Origin of the sequence: Pseudovibrio axinellae (assembly GCF_900110875.1) — a bacterium.
Classification (GTDB): domain Bacteria; phylum Pseudomonadota; class Alphaproteobacteria; order Rhizobiales; family Stappiaceae; genus Pseudovibrio; species Pseudovibrio axinellae.
Genome location: NZ_FOFM01000015.1, coordinates 28,950 through 46,801 on the forward strand (window position 1 = coordinate 28,950; position 17,852 = coordinate 46,801).

General features: G+C 47.3%; 13 protein-coding genes. 4 read left to right on the plus strand and 9 right to left on the minus strand.

Features of this window, described 5'->3' with window-relative positions; genetic code table 11:
* Positions 1 to 14: 14 nt before the first annotated feature.
* From icmH to tssB, 9 genes are all read right to left on the minus strand, one after another.
* On the minus strand, positions 15 to 824 hold the full coding sequence (gene icmH / locus BMZ51_RS20560) for a type IVB secretion system protein IcmH/DotU (RefSeq protein ID WP_208979606.1): 810 nt from the start codon (positions 822 to 824) through the stop codon (positions 15 to 17).
* Positions 824 to 2,173: a type VI secretion system baseplate subunit TssK gene (tssK, locus tag BMZ51_RS20565; RefSeq protein ID WP_074882280.1), complete on the minus strand. Its 1,350-nt coding sequence runs from the start codon at positions 2,171 to 2,173 to the stop codon at positions 824 to 826. Before tssK ends, icmH begins: the two co-directional genes overlap by 1 nt.
* 36 nt (positions 2,174 to 2,209) lie before the next feature.
* Positions 2,210 to 2,770 (minus strand): type VI secretion system lipoprotein TssJ, encoded by a 561-nt coding sequence (tssJ, locus tag BMZ51_RS20570; RefSeq protein ID WP_068011020.1) that lies wholly within the window; start codon positions 2,768 to 2,770, stop codon positions 2,210 to 2,212.
* Positions 2,771 to 2,861: 91 nt separating this feature from the next.
* A complete protein-coding gene (gene tagH / locus BMZ51_RS20575; RefSeq protein WP_068011023.1) occupies positions 2,862 to 4,361 on the minus strand; it encodes a type VI secretion system-associated FHA domain protein TagH in 1,500 nt (499 codons plus the stop codon).
* A gap of 8 nt (positions 4,362 to 4,369) precedes the next feature.
* The gene (gene tssG / locus BMZ51_RS20580; protein WP_208979607.1) at positions 4,370 to 5,404 is read right to left on the minus strand and encodes a type VI secretion system baseplate subunit TssG; all 1,035 of its coding nucleotides are present in this window, start codon (positions 5,402 to 5,404) and stop codon (positions 4,370 to 4,372) included.
* Positions 5,368 to 7,155 (minus strand): type VI secretion system baseplate subunit TssF, encoded by a 1,788-nt coding sequence (gene tssF, locus BMZ51_RS20585; protein WP_068011025.1) that lies wholly within the window; start codon positions 7,153 to 7,155, stop codon positions 5,368 to 5,370. The genes tssG and tssF overlap by 37 nt, the downstream gene beginning before the upstream one ends.
* A gap of 18 nt (positions 7,156 to 7,173) precedes the next feature.
* The gene (tssE, locus tag BMZ51_RS20590; RefSeq protein ID WP_068011029.1) at positions 7,174 to 7,632 is read right to left on the minus strand and encodes a type VI secretion system baseplate subunit TssE; all 459 of its coding nucleotides are present in this window, start codon (positions 7,630 to 7,632) and stop codon (positions 7,174 to 7,176) included.
* Between the two features lie 3 nt (positions 7,633 to 7,635).
* Positions 7,636 to 9,126: a type VI secretion system contractile sheath large subunit gene (gene tssC / locus BMZ51_RS20595; protein WP_068011031.1), complete on the minus strand. Its 1,491-nt coding sequence runs from the start codon at positions 9,124 to 9,126 to the stop codon at positions 7,636 to 7,638.
* A gap of 106 nt (positions 9,127 to 9,232) precedes the next feature.
* Positions 9,233 to 9,742, minus strand: coding sequence for a type VI secretion system contractile sheath small subunit (gene tssB, locus BMZ51_RS20600; protein WP_068011033.1), 510 nt, complete (start codon positions 9,740 to 9,742; stop codon positions 9,233 to 9,235).
* Between the two features lie 308 nt (positions 9,743 to 10,050).
* Between tssB and tssM the strand changes: the two genes are divergently transcribed.
* From tssM to BMZ51_RS20620, 4 genes are all read left to right on the plus strand, one after another.
* Positions 10,051 to 13,599, plus strand: a complete 3,549-nt coding sequence (gene tssM / locus BMZ51_RS20605; protein WP_074882282.1) for a type VI secretion system membrane subunit TssM — start codon at positions 10,051 to 10,053, stop codon at positions 13,597 to 13,599.
* Positions 13,600 to 13,604: 5 nt separating this feature from the next.
* Positions 13,605 to 15,029, plus strand: coding sequence for a TssA family type VI secretion system protein (locus tag BMZ51_RS20610; protein ID WP_068011106.1), 1,425 nt, complete (start codon positions 13,605 to 13,607; stop codon positions 15,027 to 15,029).
* Positions 15,030 to 15,219: 190 nt separating this feature from the next.
* On the plus strand, positions 15,220 to 15,933 hold the full coding sequence (locus BMZ51_RS20615) for a sulfite exporter TauE/SafE family protein (RefSeq protein ID WP_161941260.1): 714 nt from the start codon (positions 15,220 to 15,222) through the stop codon (positions 15,931 to 15,933).
* Positions 15,934 to 16,398: 465 nt separating this feature from the next.
* A complete protein-coding gene (locus BMZ51_RS20620) occupies positions 16,399 to 17,799 on the plus strand; it encodes a DUF1266 domain-containing protein (RefSeq protein ID WP_068011036.1) in 1,401 nt (466 codons plus the stop codon).
* Positions 17,800 to 17,852 lie beyond the last annotated feature (53 nt).

Genomic DNA, 17,852 nt, shown 5'->3' on the forward strand with positions numbered 1-17,852 from the left:
TCGATCTCCAATTTTTAAAATATATCGCGCAGCTGAGTAATAACTTCGTCGGTGTATTGGTCCATTTGGACGTAGAACACCGCGTAGGTCAGCATGCATAAAACTAAAAGGCTAATCCAAACAATGGAGATAGGCGTGTGCCAGCGAATGACATGAGATCTCTCAATCACCTTGTCCTCTAAGCTTTTCAACTCAGTGGTGACTTCGCCCCGTTCCTGTCGGATCACGTTATGGACATCGCGCATGATCTCGTCCAACTGCTGTTTGCCGTTGTGCATCACGCGGTACTTACCCTCGAACCCAAGTCCGAGAAGAATGTACAAGAACTCAATCAACTCGACATAGCGCACCGGGTCACGCACGAGACGATTGAGGACTGTAAAGAACTTTTCTCCGCCCCATGTCTCACTATGAAATAACGCGAGCAGGCTACGTTCTGACCAGTCTGAATTCTGCCCCCAAGGGGAACACATAACCGCTTCGTCAATCGCTGAGCATATGCAATAGCGATGTGCCAAAATAGTCGCTCTATCAAAGCCTTCGCGCTGTAACTCCAACTCCAAGGACTCAATTTCTGCCCGCACATCTTTATGCAAGTAGTCAAGGTTGTTGTTTTCTGAAACTTCGGGGATGCGCGAAATGAGAGCAAGCAAAGACTGACTTGCATCAACAATCCGGTTGATACTATGCCCACGCATTGGAAAACTCATGGGCCGGGTGACCGGTGGAGAAACATCCTTTAAATCCGAAGGCACTGTCTCGCTTGTGGCAACGGAACCATCCAGAGCTTCGCTTGCATCAAACAGATTGGATACTTCACTCATCACGCGGTCCTCTCATTTCGTATCGCCCAGAATTGTAGCTGCAGATCTGCAAATTCACCTGCAATATGGAACGCAAAACCACTTGCATTTTCAATGTATTGCCAGCCTGCTGAGTTGGCATCCAACTGGAAATAAGAGAACCCGGCATGATAGGGAAGCTGTCGAGGTGGTGATGGTAACCTTTGCAGAACCACCCCTGGTAGGTGTAAGTGGATCAGCTCCCGAATGCGCTCAATTGAAGACACTTTGGTTTGAGCAGGAAATGACTTTGCCAGCTCCTCAAGCTCCATGCTTGCCTTCACTGCAATCACAAAGATTGCAGACCCAAGTAGCGAACGGTCAGAAAGTGGGGAAGTAATAATGCCGTACTTCTGCTTATTGAGTGGTAGAGCCACTGCGTTCGCTTCAAAGATAGTAGAAAGAGACTGCCGCAATGAATTGATCACAGGGTCAAAGCAAATCTGAGGTTCTTCATGATGGTAGGCAGGCCATACTGAGGGCATACGTTGTTCGTGGGTGAACGTTGCCAGCTCGCCAGCAGCGCTAGAGAACATCTTGTATAGCGTTTTAGGATGAGACCCTTTGAGAGAAGACATATGCCTAAACTCTGGCCACAGCCGGTTAATGGTCTGCAACATCAAAAAGTCTGAAACATCGGAGACACCACGCTGACCCGGCGTTCCCAATCGAGATGCGATGTGTGAAGCACGCTGGCGTAGCAAACCGACCAAATCGTCAAGCGTCTTGCGTAGGCGTGGCTGCGCATCAATTGACGAAGCCATAGGCAAGAATTCGGTGTCTAACTTAACGCTGCCATCTGAGCTTGTATCGCTAATACGAGCAATTGGCAGGCACGAGAAGGCGGATCTGTCTTCACGCTCCAGCATTAAGCGCAAGCGATACTGTGCCACTTCAACAAAAAAAGGCTCCACATCAGCGCTGGTATTATTGCGCACATCTTGGGAGACCGCAGACATGCGCGTCGCATCCTGTGGTTGGATGGGGTCTTCTACCTCAGGCACACCGTTAGAACGCAGCGGAATTGCTAAATATACTTTCTGGCCAACAACATTCTCATTACCTACATCAAGCGGAGCTGGCGGTATCGTTTCACCAGGGACGTCGATCAGTGTTCCATCTGGAAAGATGCCCTGAATATAATCAATAAGGATCTTGCCATGCAGCAAACTTTCCTTGTTGATTTCCAACCGACCGACGCCTTTTAAATAAGGATCGATCGCATCACTTTGAGACCTAAGAAGATGCTCAAAATACCTCTGCTGTTGCTGAAAATGGTGAGGCTTCAAAAACAAACCATCACGCCAAATTACATGGTTTCGCAGTGACATAATAAAGATAAACCCTAAACTAAAACTTGGACGAACCTACCGATGTAGGTTTGTGATAATTTTCTTTTTGCTCATCACCGCGAGCAGCTTGTAGACCTCACCTTTTGGCTTAACTTGCTCAACAGCGCGCCAGTCTACTTTTTCCGGTTGCGAATACCCACCGACCAAGCCAATGAAGACTGTGTCCTCATCTAGTTCAACTTCGCTGACTACCTTGGATTCTCCAGGCATCACCTGGACTTCTTTGACATCGATAAACGTAGTTCCAAGCGCGGTTTCGTAATCTTGGGTTGCCTCATCAAAGGAGGACTGCAGCAATTTCCCATCGTCACCAAGCTGAAAAATCCATACATCGATTGGAACATATTCCCCTAGGTCATTCCTATTCGCACCGTTCTCTGCAAAGACCGTTACATCTATCAATGTAGGCTGGTCTTTCGGCTCTCCGACCGGAATATCTGGGTCTGCAAGAACTTTAAAAACCTTCTCAGGAATCTTTTGCGCACCACAGGCCGTCATCGCAAATAATCCCGCAGAGACAAATGCGAATTGAAGCCCTCGTTTGACAAAGGAAGAACGACTTCGACGCCAATTCATTTGGTAGTTTCCATCTTGTACCGGAACGGGACAGGCTCTTAATCGCAAACCTTTATTCCCAATCACTCGCCCGCAGTTTGTTCGTATCTGCTTATTCAGCGGCATGAAGTTGCTGGCTTCTCATCTCGCGGTCGTAAACTTGGCGGAAAACTTCCCAGAACATGCGTGCAAGGCCCCGTTGGCGGTCAGACTTCATTTCTGTGTAGTAATGCTCGTACATTTGCCAGTGCCAGCTATCTAGATCACCTGTACGAGGAGCGTGCCCTTTGTAGCGCGCAAATCTCTTGCTAAGGTGCTTGGGAGACAGTCCATCTAAGATGGTCTCCAAGGCCTCATCGACAGCAATGCGACTGGCATTTTCGTGTAATTCAATCTGTGCCAAGCTCTCTTCGATTGCCGAAGGTGCATTGAGATGAACAGGGCTTTGTACCAACAGCAGATCCTCAATGGCTTGCTGTGGCGTATCTGCCAAACGAATGGGGTTGTCCTCAACAGGATGCAGATGTGTATCATTTAGCGTAGAGCGATCAGTCCACTGTTTGGAGTGGATCGCCATAAGGCCCTGAATTGCCGTCTTAAGCGCTGCACCAACTTCCTTCGTAATGCGGTTCGCCTCCGGAACGCTCATATCTCCTACGGGCAAGCCAAGTGCGCTCATCAGTGGGCGCAATACAACATGGTCGACCATATCGCCTTCGCTCTTTGCTGACAGTGCCACGGACCCATGCCACCCTTCAGTTTCCTGAATTTCGCTAAGGCTTGAGTTTTTGCCGCCGGAGCTAGTGAGCGTTTCAAGATAACTATCCATCTCGGGGTCAACAGCCTTGTCGCCTGTGTCAGTCATCCTTTTATTTCCTTGTGCTTGGGGCATAATCATGAGGCGGTGATGCGCATGCGGATCATCGACGCCAAATGTCATGCCGCTCTTTGTAGGCTGTTTTTGCAAAGTACTCAGGAGGTCTTGATCTGCATCCCCGTGCTCAACTTTGCTGTCATTGTTTAATTGCAAGAGAGGGTCTTGATTACCGGGGAGACCGTCTGCGTCCTGTAGATCGAGCACCTCGACTGGGTCTTCGTTTTTTGTACCGCGGCGTCCGGTTTGAGCGAAAAATTCGCCACTCAAATCGCTTTCCAAATGATCAGCAAGAATGGACTCGATATTGACCCGCGCTGGGTCCGTATCATCCTTCAGCTTGCCGGAAATAATTGTATCGATGGCAGCGAAGCGCCCTGCCCATTGATCTGAATGCTCTTCATCTTCGTTATTGTCTGCAAGGACATACGCGACCAAACTAAAGTCGCCGACTTCCCAGATATCACCATCAGAGATCCGAAAGCGCAGCCCTGCTTTGATAGGCCGATTTGAGCCATTTACAGTAATGCCCTTGCTACTTCGGGCCTCAGCGCAAAACCCACCTTCTTGCAAAAATACCTGAACGTGCTCGGGTGATACCGAATTGCTCCGGTCTAATAGTTGCCAATGGCAGTGAGCAGCAGACCCTATGCAACCGCCCTCATTCTCAAAGGTCGTGGTAGCTTTGCTGCCGTTTTCGAGCTTGGACGTATTATTGATGACAAGAACCAGTTTCATAGAACCCCCTACAATCTGGCACTAATCAGGACTTCGCGGCTGCAACCGGTGCCCTTATCTAAAAAGGTCGACCACCCCAATCTCCCTTCATTTTCATCTGAAAGGATAGTTGGGCGGGCCTGATGCTCCGCAAGTCCCAATTTGATGTCGTAGGCGTGCTGGTCACGCAGCATAAACTCAACTAAATCCCTCAGTGCCTTATAGTCGCGCCCATGAGGTAGGAAGTCTTGAAACCGCTCGAAACTAAGGTTCTTGATAAAGATATTAAACTTGGAAGACACATCAGGAACCCGGTCGCCTATGATCGTATTCTCGCCTAGCAACATATTCTCAGAGCCAAGCTGAGAGCGCTGCTCCTCTGGAATGTCGACCCGTCTCTGGACCCATTCTTCGACTTCAACCTCCTTGTGAAAAAAGGCATGAGATACAACGCTAGCAATCGCTTTAGGGGACCGGTTTCTGGAGGCCAAGACGCCAGCAAAAGTAAGCAACCGAGCCCAGTTAATGGGAGATTGATTGCGTAGCTCTTGATCTGACAATCCGAAGACGCTGAAGACCCATTGCGAAAACGGGTCCAGCGCACCGGGTTCATAGCGCACATAATATCGGTATTTACGCATCGAGCGATGCAGCAAGCCGATCAACCGGTTATGAAAGAAATCGAAGAACCCTTTGAGCAGCGAGCCCTCTGCATCATACTTCGCGATCACCTCCTGGTAATAGGAGGGCAACGGCGAGCTTGACCCATGCAGACCAAGGAAAGTGACCTCCATATCAAAACTCCGTGTCACAAAGTTTTGAGAGATCACATCCTTATCACCCTCGAACTTTATGCCCGAGATGTCTGAGAGCGGAAAACCAAGTGTATGCATAACGCTGAAAGTGAGTTTCTCATCTTTCGGCAGCAGATGCGTTCCAACTTCTTTTCGCCCGTCATAACAGCGCTGAATTTGCTCAACAGCTTGGAAGAATGACCAGCTGTGAGACTCAGACTGAATATCGCCTCCTAGATCAGAGGCTGTTGTCCAATTTTCGCTGGCCATTTATAAACTTCATTATTTTGCGCTCCATAAACGATGAGTTCATGGAACGAATTTACACTTGAATAGAGTGAGAAAAATTCTGCAAGGATACTGGAAAATAGGTACATTTCGCCTTCACTTTGGAAGGCGCTCTCGGACATCGTCAACGTGGACTTAAGTCCTCGAACCACTTGCCCTTGAAAGAGCTTATCGATTGGCTTGGTTTGAATTGATAAAATGCCGTCAACACGTTGCTTACTGACACGCTCATCCTGCCGATCTCGTAGAGCTTGAAAGTCGTAGGTTGAGATCACTGTCTTTAGAGCATCTTTTTCCAGAAGCGACACATAGTTAAGTGACAAGTTGGAGATCATATTCCAATAGAGAGACCCGTCTAAAGGTGGATACACAGGTGCTGTTGGCTGGCCCAGATTCTTGAATTGCACAAAAGAAGGTGTTTCGCCGGTAGGCTCTGTTATGTCACCTACGCCAAGCTCTTTTGCGTGTTCGGGGTGGAAGCACTTTAAATCTGCAGAAAGGACCTCGTGCTGCGGGAGAGCCCTTTCGTTGTCATGGCGTACGAATGAAACCAGATGCTCCATTCCACGCCTATGCAGCGCTTCACGCAGCCGCAAGCGATAGTAAATTTGCGTTAAGCCGTCGGCCCTTTCCACCTCATGGTGAAAAGATTCAAACGACGGATACTCGCGCAGGTGAGACCCACTTGTGGGGTCTTCTGCTGCACGCCAACTCATAATCCGGTCAATTGAGAAGATATCGATCGCTTTACGCCCGTTTGAAGATGGGCGGATAGGATAGCGAACCTGGCTATGATCGATCTTCATTGGTTCTGCATCATAAGGAAACAGATTGACCACAGGGGTGCAGTAAAGCTTGAAACTCCCTGGGCGCACTTTTACATTCGCGGGAAGAGGTCTTTCAAACGTGAAGCTTAGAGAAAATTCGGTTTCTTCGCGGCTATTAAGAAATACGTCTAATCCGTCAATATCGTAGCAAAGGAACTTTTCCGGGAAGACGAAAAACTCTTGGAGTAAGCGATATCCTTCATAGGCTGTATTTTCATTGGGTAGCAACGCTTCGTCACCACCTAAAGCTCCGGGATGCAATGCGGAAGCTGGGAGGCTGAACTCAGTATCAGCTTCGTCACTCTCCTCGACAGGATGCAAATGCACCTTTATCTCTTTCAGATAACGACCCAACCACAAATATAACATCTGGGCTGCGACCTCATCGCCTGTCATCCAGATGCGCAGGTCTGCAAAGCTCATGCGTGAAAGCGGTAGGCCTGAGAGGGTCTGAAACCGTAGAGTTAAGACAGAGTGTTCGCGGCTTCTTTGAATATTTTGATCAATAATATCGAGCGGATAAATCGCGACATCAGACGTGGTTCGAAAAGGACATACGATACCATCCACTGGCTTCGATAAAACCTCTGTCCCCAAGGGAACAATCTGGCGCTCTGTGATCGCTTTTTCGACCGGAATAAGTTGCATCAGTGTCGTTGAGGGAAAAGCGCGCAGAAAGTTTGGCAACAGCAGGTTCACGATAGAGTGAGTTAGCTCTGGCAGTTCATCGTCCAGTTTTTCTCGGACTTTTGATGTTAGAAATGCAAAGCCTTCCAACAACCGCTCTACATCTGGGTCAGTAGACGCCTCAGACAAATACTTTGACAAACGCGGATTACGCTCGGCGAAATACCGACCGCTCTCGCGCAAATATGTCAACTCGTCTTGAAAGTATGAAGCTCTCACGTACTACCTACCTGCTGATCAAACAATTTGGGCAACGCGCCCGTCTTTCATAAGAATGTCGATCTGCACCTGTTCGCCTCTATCGCGGGCGGGCATGATCAAAATGATTTTAAATAATAGATTCAATGGCCGATCAGGCTCAGGCATAAACTGAACAGCCTTAACGCGCACTCTGGGCTCGTATTCCTCAATGCATTGTCGAATAGATGCAGCGATATGTTGCGTCAGATCATTTGTCTCAACGTTTGAAATGTTGAAATCTACCAATCCCAAGTCAGGCGTGGCGGCTGACGCCCCAGCACGGGTGTTTAGCAACTTCACCAAATGTCTTTTGATTGAGTTGACCTTAGATTCGACCAGGTCTGCTCCATGAGGAGGAGCAAGCTCCTCCTCATCTGCAACTAAGCGCTCAAATAAGCTACCTCGGGCAGTGCGTAGTTTACTATCCCAAACAATAGTATCGGCGCTCTTCCGCATGTCTTAGTCCTTATCGAGCTTGCCAACCAAGGACAGCTCAAAGTTAGCACCCATGTATTTGAAATGCGGACGCACTTTCAACGACACTTGGTACCAGCCTGGATCACCCTCGACATTTGAAACGATAACTTCTGCCGCGCGCAATGGACGACGGGAGCGTACATCTTGCGGTGGATTTTCCTGATCAGCGACATACTGCTTCAGCCAAGTATTAAGCTCGCGCTCTAGGTCTTCGCGTTCTTTCCAGGCACCGATTTGCTCACGTTGCAGCACTTTAATGTAGTGTGCCAAACGGTTCACAATCATCATGTAAGGCAGCTGAGTTCCAAGCTTATAGTTGGTCTCGGCTTCCTTACCTTCTTTTGTGTTCTGGAAGATCTTAGGCTTCTGAGCAGAGTTAGCAGAGAAGAATGCTGCGTTATCTGAGCCCTTACGCATTGTAAGAGAGATAAAACCTTCTTCTGCAAGCTCATATTCACGGCGGTCTGTAACCAAGATTTCGGTCGGAATCTTTTCTTCCAATTGACCGAACGCTTCATATACGTGCACAGGCAAGTCATTTACTGCGCCGCCAGATTGTGGACCGATGATATTCGGGCACCATCTATACTTCGCAAAACTTTCAGTAAGACGCGTTGCCATTAGGAAAGAGGTGTTGCCCCAGAGGTATGTCTCATGTTCCTGAGTAACATTTTCATTGTAAACAAATGAATTTACGGGATTTTCTTCTGCATCATATGGCATCCGCAGCAAGAAACGTGGGCAAGTTAGACCGACATAACGTGAATCTTCACTTTGCCTGAAACCCATCCACTTCCGGAAGCGAGGACCTTCATAAATCGAAAAGAGGTCTTTTTGCGCAGGCAGATCAACATAATCATCGACATCAAACATTTTAGGGTCAGCAGCGGCGATAAACGGCGCATGAGCCATCGCCCCAATAGATGCCACAAACTGCAATAGTTTAACATCTCGAGAGCTAGGGCCGAAATCATAGTTAGCGATCATCGCACCTACAGGCTCGCCACCAAACTGACCATACCCTGACGAGTAGACATGTTTGTAGAGACCGGACTGCACCACTTCAGGGCTGGTCTCGAAATCTTCTAGGAGCTTATCTTTTGAGATCGAGAGAATATCAATCTTGATGTTTTCGCGGAAATCTGTCCGATCAACGAGCAACTTCAAGCCACGCCAAGCAGACTCTAGCTCTTGGAATTTCTCGTCATGCAATATGGCATCAAGTTGCTTGGAGACCTTAATGTCGAGCTCTGCAATCATGCGATCAACGAGTACGCGATTAATTCTCTGATCGATTTGCTTACTAGAAATGAGGTCGGCAATAAAAGCTTCTACACCGCGACGCGCTATTGAATAGCTTTCTTCGTCTTCTGGTCGAATTCTTGTCTCTTCCATAATCTGGTCGAGAAGAGAAATCGAGGCACCGGCACTGACCGCATCAGTCTGCGGAGCGGATGCTGATACATCTACCATTTGATCAAATCCATATATATTATGTATTTTCAGAAAGATGTGGCTGCACAGTAAAATAAACGCACTGAGGAACCGCACCAAGTTACTGAGGCTTTACTAGAGAGTACTAGCTCTGCTCTTCACTCTCAGAAACAACAGCATCCAGCTCCGAAAGAAGTTTCTCACGCTGAGCGTCATCCTGCAAAAGCTGCTCTAGACGCGTGCGGAAAGCGGGAATGTTTCCGAGAGGACCCTTTAGAGCGACCAGAGCTTCTCGCAGGTCAATTAGCTTCTTAAGCTCAGGAACCTGTTTAACAATCGAATCGGGTTCAAAATCCTTTAAGCCGCCGAAGTTTAACTTCACTGCAAGTTGCGCATCTTCATCATCGACCAAAGTATTTTGGACTGTTAAATCGCGCTCAAGACCGGCTTCACTCATAACAGAAGCAAAGGTGTTCTTGTCTACCGAAAGCAACTCTCGGTCTTCTAAAGGAGTATCATCTTCTTTACCAAGATAGTCTCCTAGCATAACAAGGCGGAGAGGTAATTCTACCTCTTCCTGCTGATCTCCGGTAGCAGGAACATAACGGATATTTATCCGCTCTTTAGGTGCAACAGAGCCTTCTTTTCCAGCCATTACTATCCCTCATAAACACAAGCAGAAATTATGCATTTATTTAAATTGTTATCATTTTTACTTAAATACAACAATTCAAATATTTTTATATTATCAGAATCAAATTCTATATTATGCCTAATTGAATTAAATAGCAGCGACAACCATTTTAAGAAATGGCAAACAGATACTTTAGTCTAATTGAAAATTAAAGAACAGATAAAGAAAAGATAATAAAATTTGATCGTAACTATACGAAAAAATCAAACATTCACCGAAAGATTGTGAAAATGATTTCAGTAATTATATCTAAGCTAAAATCTTTATTTATGAAATTCATTAAGACAATAAAATCTTATCTATTTTTGAGTTCCTTGATATTCATTGTTATTGCATTACTTATATTGATATATGGTAATTACATAAAAATTTATACTTATAAGCCATTTGAATCTGTAAACATGCGTCTCATTGGCGTAATTATTCTCACGCTTTTTTGGGGTATCAACAACCTCGTTTACATATTTTTTAATAAGAAATCGAAAAAGACAAGTAAACTTAAGGAAGTAGAACAAGTAAAAATTGAACCAAATACGATTAGATTAAATAATTTTGAGCATGGTTTTATCCAAGCTATGAAGACGATTAGCGAGAACTGGAGCGGTCTCGACAACAAGCGTCGCAAAAATAGCCTCTACTCTTTGCCCTGGTATGTGATGCTGGGCTCTCCCAATTCTGGCAAAACCTCTTTTATTGTTGAATCGCAGCTGAAGTTTCCGCTCGCTCATCTCTTCGCGCAGGAAAATGCGAAGCGCATACAGGCAACGCAAGATGTCGATTATTGGGTAACGGATGAAGCCGTTTTGTTCGACGTTGCTGGCCAGTTTATCGAGCACGTAAATGGCAAAAATACAGATGGTAAGGACACACTTCATAAAGACCTTTGGGCCAAGCTACTCAAACTATTGCGCGAAACTCGGCCACGGAGACCGATCAACGGCGTTGTGTTGTGTCTGGATGTTTCTGAGTTGATTGGGCTTGATAGCAACGAACGTGCGGAAAAGGCATCACTGATCCACGCGCGCCTAAGCGAAATGACCGAGGTTCTTGGCACCCGGTATACGGTCCATGTTATCCTGACAAAGCTCGATCTAATCGACGGATTTCACGAATTTATCGCGGGCCTTCCCGCAGCAGAACGTGCAAAACCATTTGGGTTTGCTTTTGATTTACAAACGGACTGGGACCAAAGTAAGTGGCTGGATGAATTTAATTCAGGCTATAGCGCGTTCCTAGAAAAATTGAATGCGCAGACCGTCGACAGAATACCAGAAATGCATTCATCTCAAGAACGCAGAAACCTGTATCTGTTTACGCGGCAACTCGCTGGCTTGAACACGATTCTGAGTGACTTTCTTGAAACTGCGCTTCATCAGGATAAGTTCTCAACCGCTCCCCACGTTCGCGGTGTCTTCTTTTCCTCTTGCAGGCAGGAAGCGATACCGTGCAACCCGGTCTTATTGGCAACCTCGCAGAAATATGAAATCTCACCTCCTGTTCTTAGGTTGCATAGCGGCCCTACAAAGCAGTATTTTTCCTCCGAACTGTTCAAGAAGGTCATCTTCAAAGAAGCCGGGCTTGCTGGAGATAACATCAAGATCGAGCGTGCAAAGCGCTTTGCCCTGGTCGGCTCAGGGCTAGCTGCATCGCTTGTCTATCTTGGATTTGTGAGTCTGTACTGGCTCGCATATGATGACAATCAAGCCAAATCCCAAGAGGTTCTGGAGATTGCAAAGACATTTGAAGGACTTTTGCAGGAAGGCCCCTCGAGCAATCTAAATGCTTCCGGGCAAAGTTATATCGAACCACTGGCTGCGCTGACATCAGCGAATTCGATTTTTGGCGATTATAGAGATCGTTCTTGGCTGGGATCAAACCTTCTGCTTTATCAAGGCCCAAAGATCGGGCCAGAGATAGAGGCTACCTATATGGAGATGTTGGGCAACTATTTCCTTCCTGAAGTTGCAGGATATATCCGCTCCGAAATTTCCAAATTAGGCAAAAGTGACAAGAGCCGCGACAATAACGAGCGATTAGAGGCACTTCGTATTTACCTCATGCTTGGTGATGCCGCACGGCGAAACCCGGCACTCGTCCGCTCTTGGATGAAGCAAAAGTGGCAGGAACAATTCGAGGGTGATCTCGAATTGCAGCAAGCGCTCGAAAACCACCTCACTTTCGCGATAGAAACAGCTCTTTTAGAGACAGAGTTAGATGATAAATTGGTGAAGGCCTCCCAACATGACCTTCGTGAAGTGCCACGAGACCTGCGGCTCTATCGCAATATCGAGCAAGTGAGTGACCGTCAGCTCGTATCTCCTGTCAATTTCCGTAATGACATTGGCCCGGCTTACAATATCGTCTTTAATGGCACGCAAGCCGCCCAGGCAGATGACGGGCCTATAGCGGTAAAAGAATTTTTCACCAAGGATGCCTTCCTGACGTTCTTCATTAAAATGAGCAAGAGCCTATCTGTTGTTGCTGTTGAGGATGCTTGGGTCGCGAATGAACGCGAAACAGTAGAGTACTCGGATGCAGATCTTGAGGAATTTCGCCGAAAAGTCGTCGCCCGTTACGCAACTAATTATATCGCATCATGGAACAACGCGCTCAATCAATTAGAAGTCACTGATTTCCGGAATTTGAATCAGGCAGTGGATGTTTTAGAAATCCTCACCGGCCCTGATGAACCTCTCCGACGCCTCATCAATCGCGTTAAGAAAGAGACCGAGATCTATGAAGGCAAGCTAATCGAGTTAAATGCAGAGCAAGCAGTTAATGCTGCCCTCCCATTTGACCTCAATAAAGAGCAAGGTTTACGAGTAAGGCGCGCCTTTTCCCAACTTAACAGCCTTGTAGAAGCTAAAGAGGGCGAAAAGGCCTATCTGGAAGACTTGGAAACGGCGCTCGTCAACCTCTATGAATATTTGAAGGAAGTTCGTCAGGCTGGCGACCGCTCTGGTGAAATGGCATTGGAGCGAGCGAAAGCACGCATTAATCTACAAGGTGACGATCCAATCTATACGATCAAGAGGCTTGGGGTGGACCTCCCTGCTCCTCTAAATCGTTTCTTCGCAAAGCTGGCAGATCAGAGTTGGAAGGTGTTGCTCCTGGAAGCAAAAAGTGACCTGCAACGCTCGTGGAATGAAGAGGTTTATGCTGACTACAACCTCAACTATGCGCCGCTTTATCCCTTTAACAAACACGCTGAACAGGAGATTCCCCTTGAAGAGTTTGAAGCCTTCTTTGGCCCAGGCGGGAAGATTGAGTCATTTTACAAGAAGAACTTAATCGTCTTTGTTGATGAGGCCACCGGCGAACCTCGCCAAATCGATGGGCGTCATCTCGCAATAGAAAAAGAGTTTCAAGACAAGTTGAAGGCGATCCTTGACCTACGGAAACAATACTTCAATCCGGATGGTCTGATCGGTGTGGAATACAATATTCAACCTGTGTCTCTTTCTGGCAAGTTGCGCCGTGCAGTGATGAATATTGAAGGGCAAATCATATCTTACTCCCATGGTCCTCGCCGCCCAATCCGCGTTATCTGGCCAAATGTTCTGACCAAGGAAGCTGAGAGCGAGCTGACAGTCTTCCCATCAGGGAAGAGCAGGCCGCATACGGTGACATTTAAAGGGCCTTGGTCTGGGTTCCGTCTACTCGATCACGCTACCATCAAAGGCTTTGACGGGAATGCAACGCTCGTGGAGTTCAGCTTTGCAGGTCAAAAGGTAACTTATTCGCTGCTCCACAAAGGGCAAACGACCTTAACCCGCAAACAACCCCTCACCGATCTTATTCTGCCGGCGAAAATGTGATGCAAATGGAGAATAAGGATAGCCTCAACGAGGTAGTAACACAGCCTATATCTGAAATCTTCGTCACCTCTTACGACGACCTTGCCAAGGCCATCCTCGCGCCGATTGAGGCCCCTTTCCAAGAGGATATCGAAGATCACCCAGATTTTGATGAGGTGAGCGATGAGTTAATGAAACGCGGTACGCTTTCACATGGTTCAATCGACTGGAACCTTGTAGAGAGCAGCGCACTTGCGATGTTGAAGGAGACCCAAAAGAGCTGCGCTGTTCTTGAGGCGCTCCTCCTTTCGCGTATGACACGTAAAACTCGCGGTGCTCTAGCAAGTTGCGTTCGCGGGTTTGATGCTTACTTGTCGCTCCCTTTGGCCGACCTCTACCCTGAAGAAGACCGCCGTTTTGAGCTCATTCTGCGCCGATCGTGCAAAATATTTGATATGGAATCGCTGCCAGGGAAACGAGGTAGTGAAGCCGATGGGCTAGAGGAAAGCCTAAAGCGCTTGACCTTGAACCAGTTGCTCATCGACAAAGGTCTAACCAAAGGTTTCCGGCTGCTACTTGAACGTTCGCAGCTGGAGAAAAAACTAGAAGAGCAAACCAAGGATCAAAAACCAGACCCATCATTGGGGGCAGGATTGGGCCCCGCGACGGAAGTATTGAGCAATGCGAAGTCGATGGATACACGTTCATTCAAGCGTGTAACAGCAGAAATTTGCACGTCTATTTTTCAACAAGACCCTTCACTTCCTTACATTTATCAGTTGCGTCGGCACGCGTGTTGGCAAGATTTGAATGCAGCTCCACAAATCAAAAAAGAAGATAGAACGATAATCCCAGCAGTTTCAGTGGATACCTGCGACAAATATCGCCAAGCAGCTGAAAGCAAAACAGTCGATATCAATATCATTCATCAGCTCGAGACCACCTTGTTTTCGATGCCGTTTTGGCTCGAAGGCCAGTTTCTTGCTGCTCAACTTGCTCTAAAGGCTGACCATATCCAAGCATCAAACGCTATTTTGGAGAGCACTCAGCACTTTATCACTCGCATACCTGAACTTCGGGAACTCTGCTTTGAAGATGGGACACCCTTTATAGAAGGTGCGACAATTGAATGGCTAAACTCCAAGCCAGCAGAGCAAAACACACCACAGCAAACACAAGATAAGCCTGAGAGTAAAACGCTCATAGACTTTGCTGAAAACCCAAACCTTGCGAGCAAATGGAACGGAGAATACAAGTCCTACAAATCACCAAGGCAAAAGGCCTTTATGGAATTGGGCATGCTGGAAGAATTAGCGAGCACAGGCTTCTCCGCCCTCGTATCAGATCAGGTCATCCGCCTCCAAAGCACAGTTGAATCGATGTCCATCACGGATTGGGATCCAGAATTCTTCAAACGATCAAACACTTTGACCCGCAGGGGTAAGCGTTGACATCTTTATGAGACTCCCAATACCGGCACCCAGCTCTGTGTACACTTGGTAGGGAACCAATAAGCTACCAGTTAGTCCTGCTCAGCCTTTAAAATCGGCGTTAACAAACAACTGCGAAAAGGGGATGTGCTCAACTTGTAAGAGCAACAACATTTTCGTAAACTCTGCTTTTTCAGGTCAGAGAGGCTTCTTGAGCATTTTAATCATCGCTTTTTCAAGCATGTTTGCCGGAATATTGTCAGGCATCGTAGGCACTGGATCTTCGATTATCCTGCTTCCAATCCTCGTAATGGTATTTGGCACCAAGGCTGCGATACCCATAATGGCTATTGCTGCTTTGATAGCCAATTGTGGCCGCGTATATATCTGGTGGAATGAGATCGATTGGCGCGCTGTCTTCTTTTACGCATTACCAAGCATTCCAATGGCGGCAGTGGGCGCGAACTTACTCATCGCAATACCAGAGTCTGTCAGCAGCACCATTTTGGGTGTTTTCTTTCTGGCCCTTATCCCGATACGCTATGTCTTACGTTCTAGGAACATTGGCTCCAAACCAATTCACTTGCTTTCTGGCGGTGCCCTCATCGGCTTTATTACAGGGCTGGTCGCCTCCTCCGGCCCACTCAGCCTAGCGGTCTTTTCATCCTTTGGGTTAGTGAAGAGTGCGTTGATCGCAACAGAGGCTGCAGCTTCCTTGTTCGTCTTTGGCTCCAAAGCGGCAACCTTTAGCTATCTAAATGTTATGAGTTACGAAACACTCCTTGGCGGGTTACTCGTGGGTTCGTTTATTAGTGTGGGTACTTTTGCAGCTAAATTCATTTTGAACAGGCTGAACACCAGGCACCACGACCGCATGATAGACTTTGTGCTGGCTGGATCTGGGCTTTCTATGGTGATCTCTTAAAGCAATCGCTGGGTAACCTTCTGGCGACAAGCAAACAAGAAAATACAAGCTATATGCCCGATCAAAATTCTTGTGAATGACACCTGCGACAAATCGCGTAGTTTTTAGAACTAATTTAAACAGGCCCGGTCGCAAGCATCTCATATTTCATCGAATAAATGGTGTAATTGTGCGCTTTTTGAGCGTTTGAAAGGCCTAGGCTTCGTTTTTGCAAACAAGGCGTGAGCAGGTTTGGCAAGAGGCCGGCAAACGACTATTGCCTGTGCTGCGATACAGTTACTGAATTTCTGCAATGCTCGTAAACCTCCAACACCTTCAGAAAAGCCACGCAGGATATCGATTGAACGATGTATCCGTCTCACAGTGTCAATACGTGCCCTCCACAACCTAATTGTAGGAGGGAGCGGCAAGACACGGGGAAGCCATTTGAGCGCCCCCGGCAGTATGAAAGATCGCTCGACTTTAATGACCAAAGCTTATTTAGAGGACATCATCCAAAACATGGATGACACCAGAGAAGTTCCCGTTCGCAAGCTTCCATTTTGGAAAAATCTGTTCAGGTTCCGCGACCCGGCTCAATGGGTAATCTACATGATCATTTTTGCTCCAGCTGGTCTGGCCTTTTGGGCGGCAGGTGATGGCCTGCTTTTTCGTTCCCTACTGTTTATGGCTCTGGTTTTATGGCTTGCGCTGACGGCTGCACACCGCAGGGAACCTGCAACCGAGCTGGCCAAATATCACAAGGTAAGAGGTAATGAGCCGCTTTCAAAGGAAGAAATACAGGCAGTCAACTTGTGTGCCCGGTTCATTTACAGAGACATGGGGTGGTACCACACCCTTGAGGCTGGACCGTTTTGTAACAACGCCCAGCTTGCGAAAGATCCAGTTAACGATATTGAGTTCAAATTTCTAAAATTCTACTTTTCCGATAGTCGCGCAAAAATGCTCAAAAACGATTGGGGCCTCTCAGGCCGCAAAAGCACTTTAGATATGCTGGAAAAGCTGTGCCTTGGTCGCCAGCATCGCACTGCTATCATCAACAATATCGATCAAGACGGACTTGACAGAATTTACAAGTTCATGACGCAAGAAAGCGAGATGGACCCAGCTGAACTGCATCGCGTGATCTTTGATGACGAACAAGAGTTTGGCGTTGCATCGCTCGCAGCTGAGAGAAAGGTCTTCTCAACGCTAAAGATCAGCGAAAAGGAACTGCAAACGTATATCACAGAAATGCTTCAAGATTTTGGAAATACGCAACCTGTGCTCGTGATGGGAATGGACTTAAAGTCCAAGATCTTGACCTATGCTCGACAGCTCGGCAGAGAAATATTCAAAAGCGACCTCAAGCATATCTACAATATGCCAGCAGAGGCTATTGAATACATTTTCAAACCACAGGGTCGGCATGGCATCATCCCGCTGGGTTGGGCCTACGATATTTCAAGAGGGGTCTTCGTAACACGCTCTGCTTATATGGCCGGGTATCTGACAAAAGAAGACGCTTGGGAACAGCTGCATAACTTCCGGATGATTGCAGCGGAAGTTTTCGACAGTTGGGAAAGCTTCTTTTGCAGCGAGGTGCTAGGTTATTATGCATGGTATTCGGGTCATTCAAGCGCCGACGAGAGTACCAATGCAGCCCAGCAGACTGCGCAAAGCGTGCTCGGTGCTCTGAAACAGCAGTTCCCAATCAGTAATCAGGTTGATTGGCCGGAGTCGACACAAGAGAGCCGCGCCATGATTGACGGCCTCATCGCGCAAGATGGTGCAAATCCGTTCTTCCGACCAGAAACGCTTGAACCTAGTCTGGCCCAGCAACCAATACCTGATATTTCAGCAGGTGCAGGTGCTACACTCCACTAAACATCTAATCGCAATGAAACGGTGGATCTGGCAATATTCAGCCAGATCCATCG

Bases quoted from the DNA above. Each gene is read 5' to 3' on its own strand.
- tssC (WP_068011031.1), bottom strand. From the start codon at position 9,126: ATGGTAGATGTATCAGCATCCGCTCCGCAGACTGATGCGGTCAGTGCC.
- tssE (WP_068011029.1), bottom strand. From the start codon at position 7,632: ATGCGGAAGAGCGCCGATACTATTGTTTGGGATAGTAAACTACGCACT.
- BMZ51_RS20610 (WP_068011106.1), top strand. From the start codon at position 13,605: ATGGAGAATAAGGATAGCCTCAACGAGGTAGTAACACAGCCTATATCT.
- tssM (WP_074882282.1), top strand. From the start codon at position 10,051: ATGAAATTCATTAAGACAATAAAATCTTATCTATTTTTGAGTTCCTTG.
- tagH (WP_068011023.1), bottom strand. From the start codon at position 4,361: ATGAAACTGGTTCTTGTCATCAATAATACGTCCAAGCTCGAAAACGGC.
- tssK (WP_074882280.1), bottom strand. From the start codon at position 2,173: ATGTCACTGCGAAACCATGTAATTTGGCGTGATGGTTTGTTTTTGAAG.
- tssJ (WP_068011020.1), bottom strand. From the start codon at position 2,770: ATGAATTGGCGTCGAAGTCGTTCTTCCTTTGTCAAACGAGGGCTTCAA.
- icmH (WP_208979606.1), bottom strand. From the start codon at position 824: ATGAGTGAAGTATCCAATCTGTTTGATGCAAGCGAAGCTCTGGATGGT.
- BMZ51_RS20620 (WP_068011036.1), top strand. From the start codon at position 16,399: ATGACCAAAGCTTATTTAGAGGACATCATCCAAAACATGGATGACACC.
- tssB (WP_068011033.1), bottom strand. From the start codon at position 9,742: ATGGCTGGAAAAGAAGGCTCTGTTGCACCTAAAGAGCGGATAAATATC.
- tssG (WP_208979607.1), bottom strand. From the start codon at position 5,404: ATGGCCAGCGAAAATTGGACAACAGCCTCTGATCTAGGAGGCGATATT.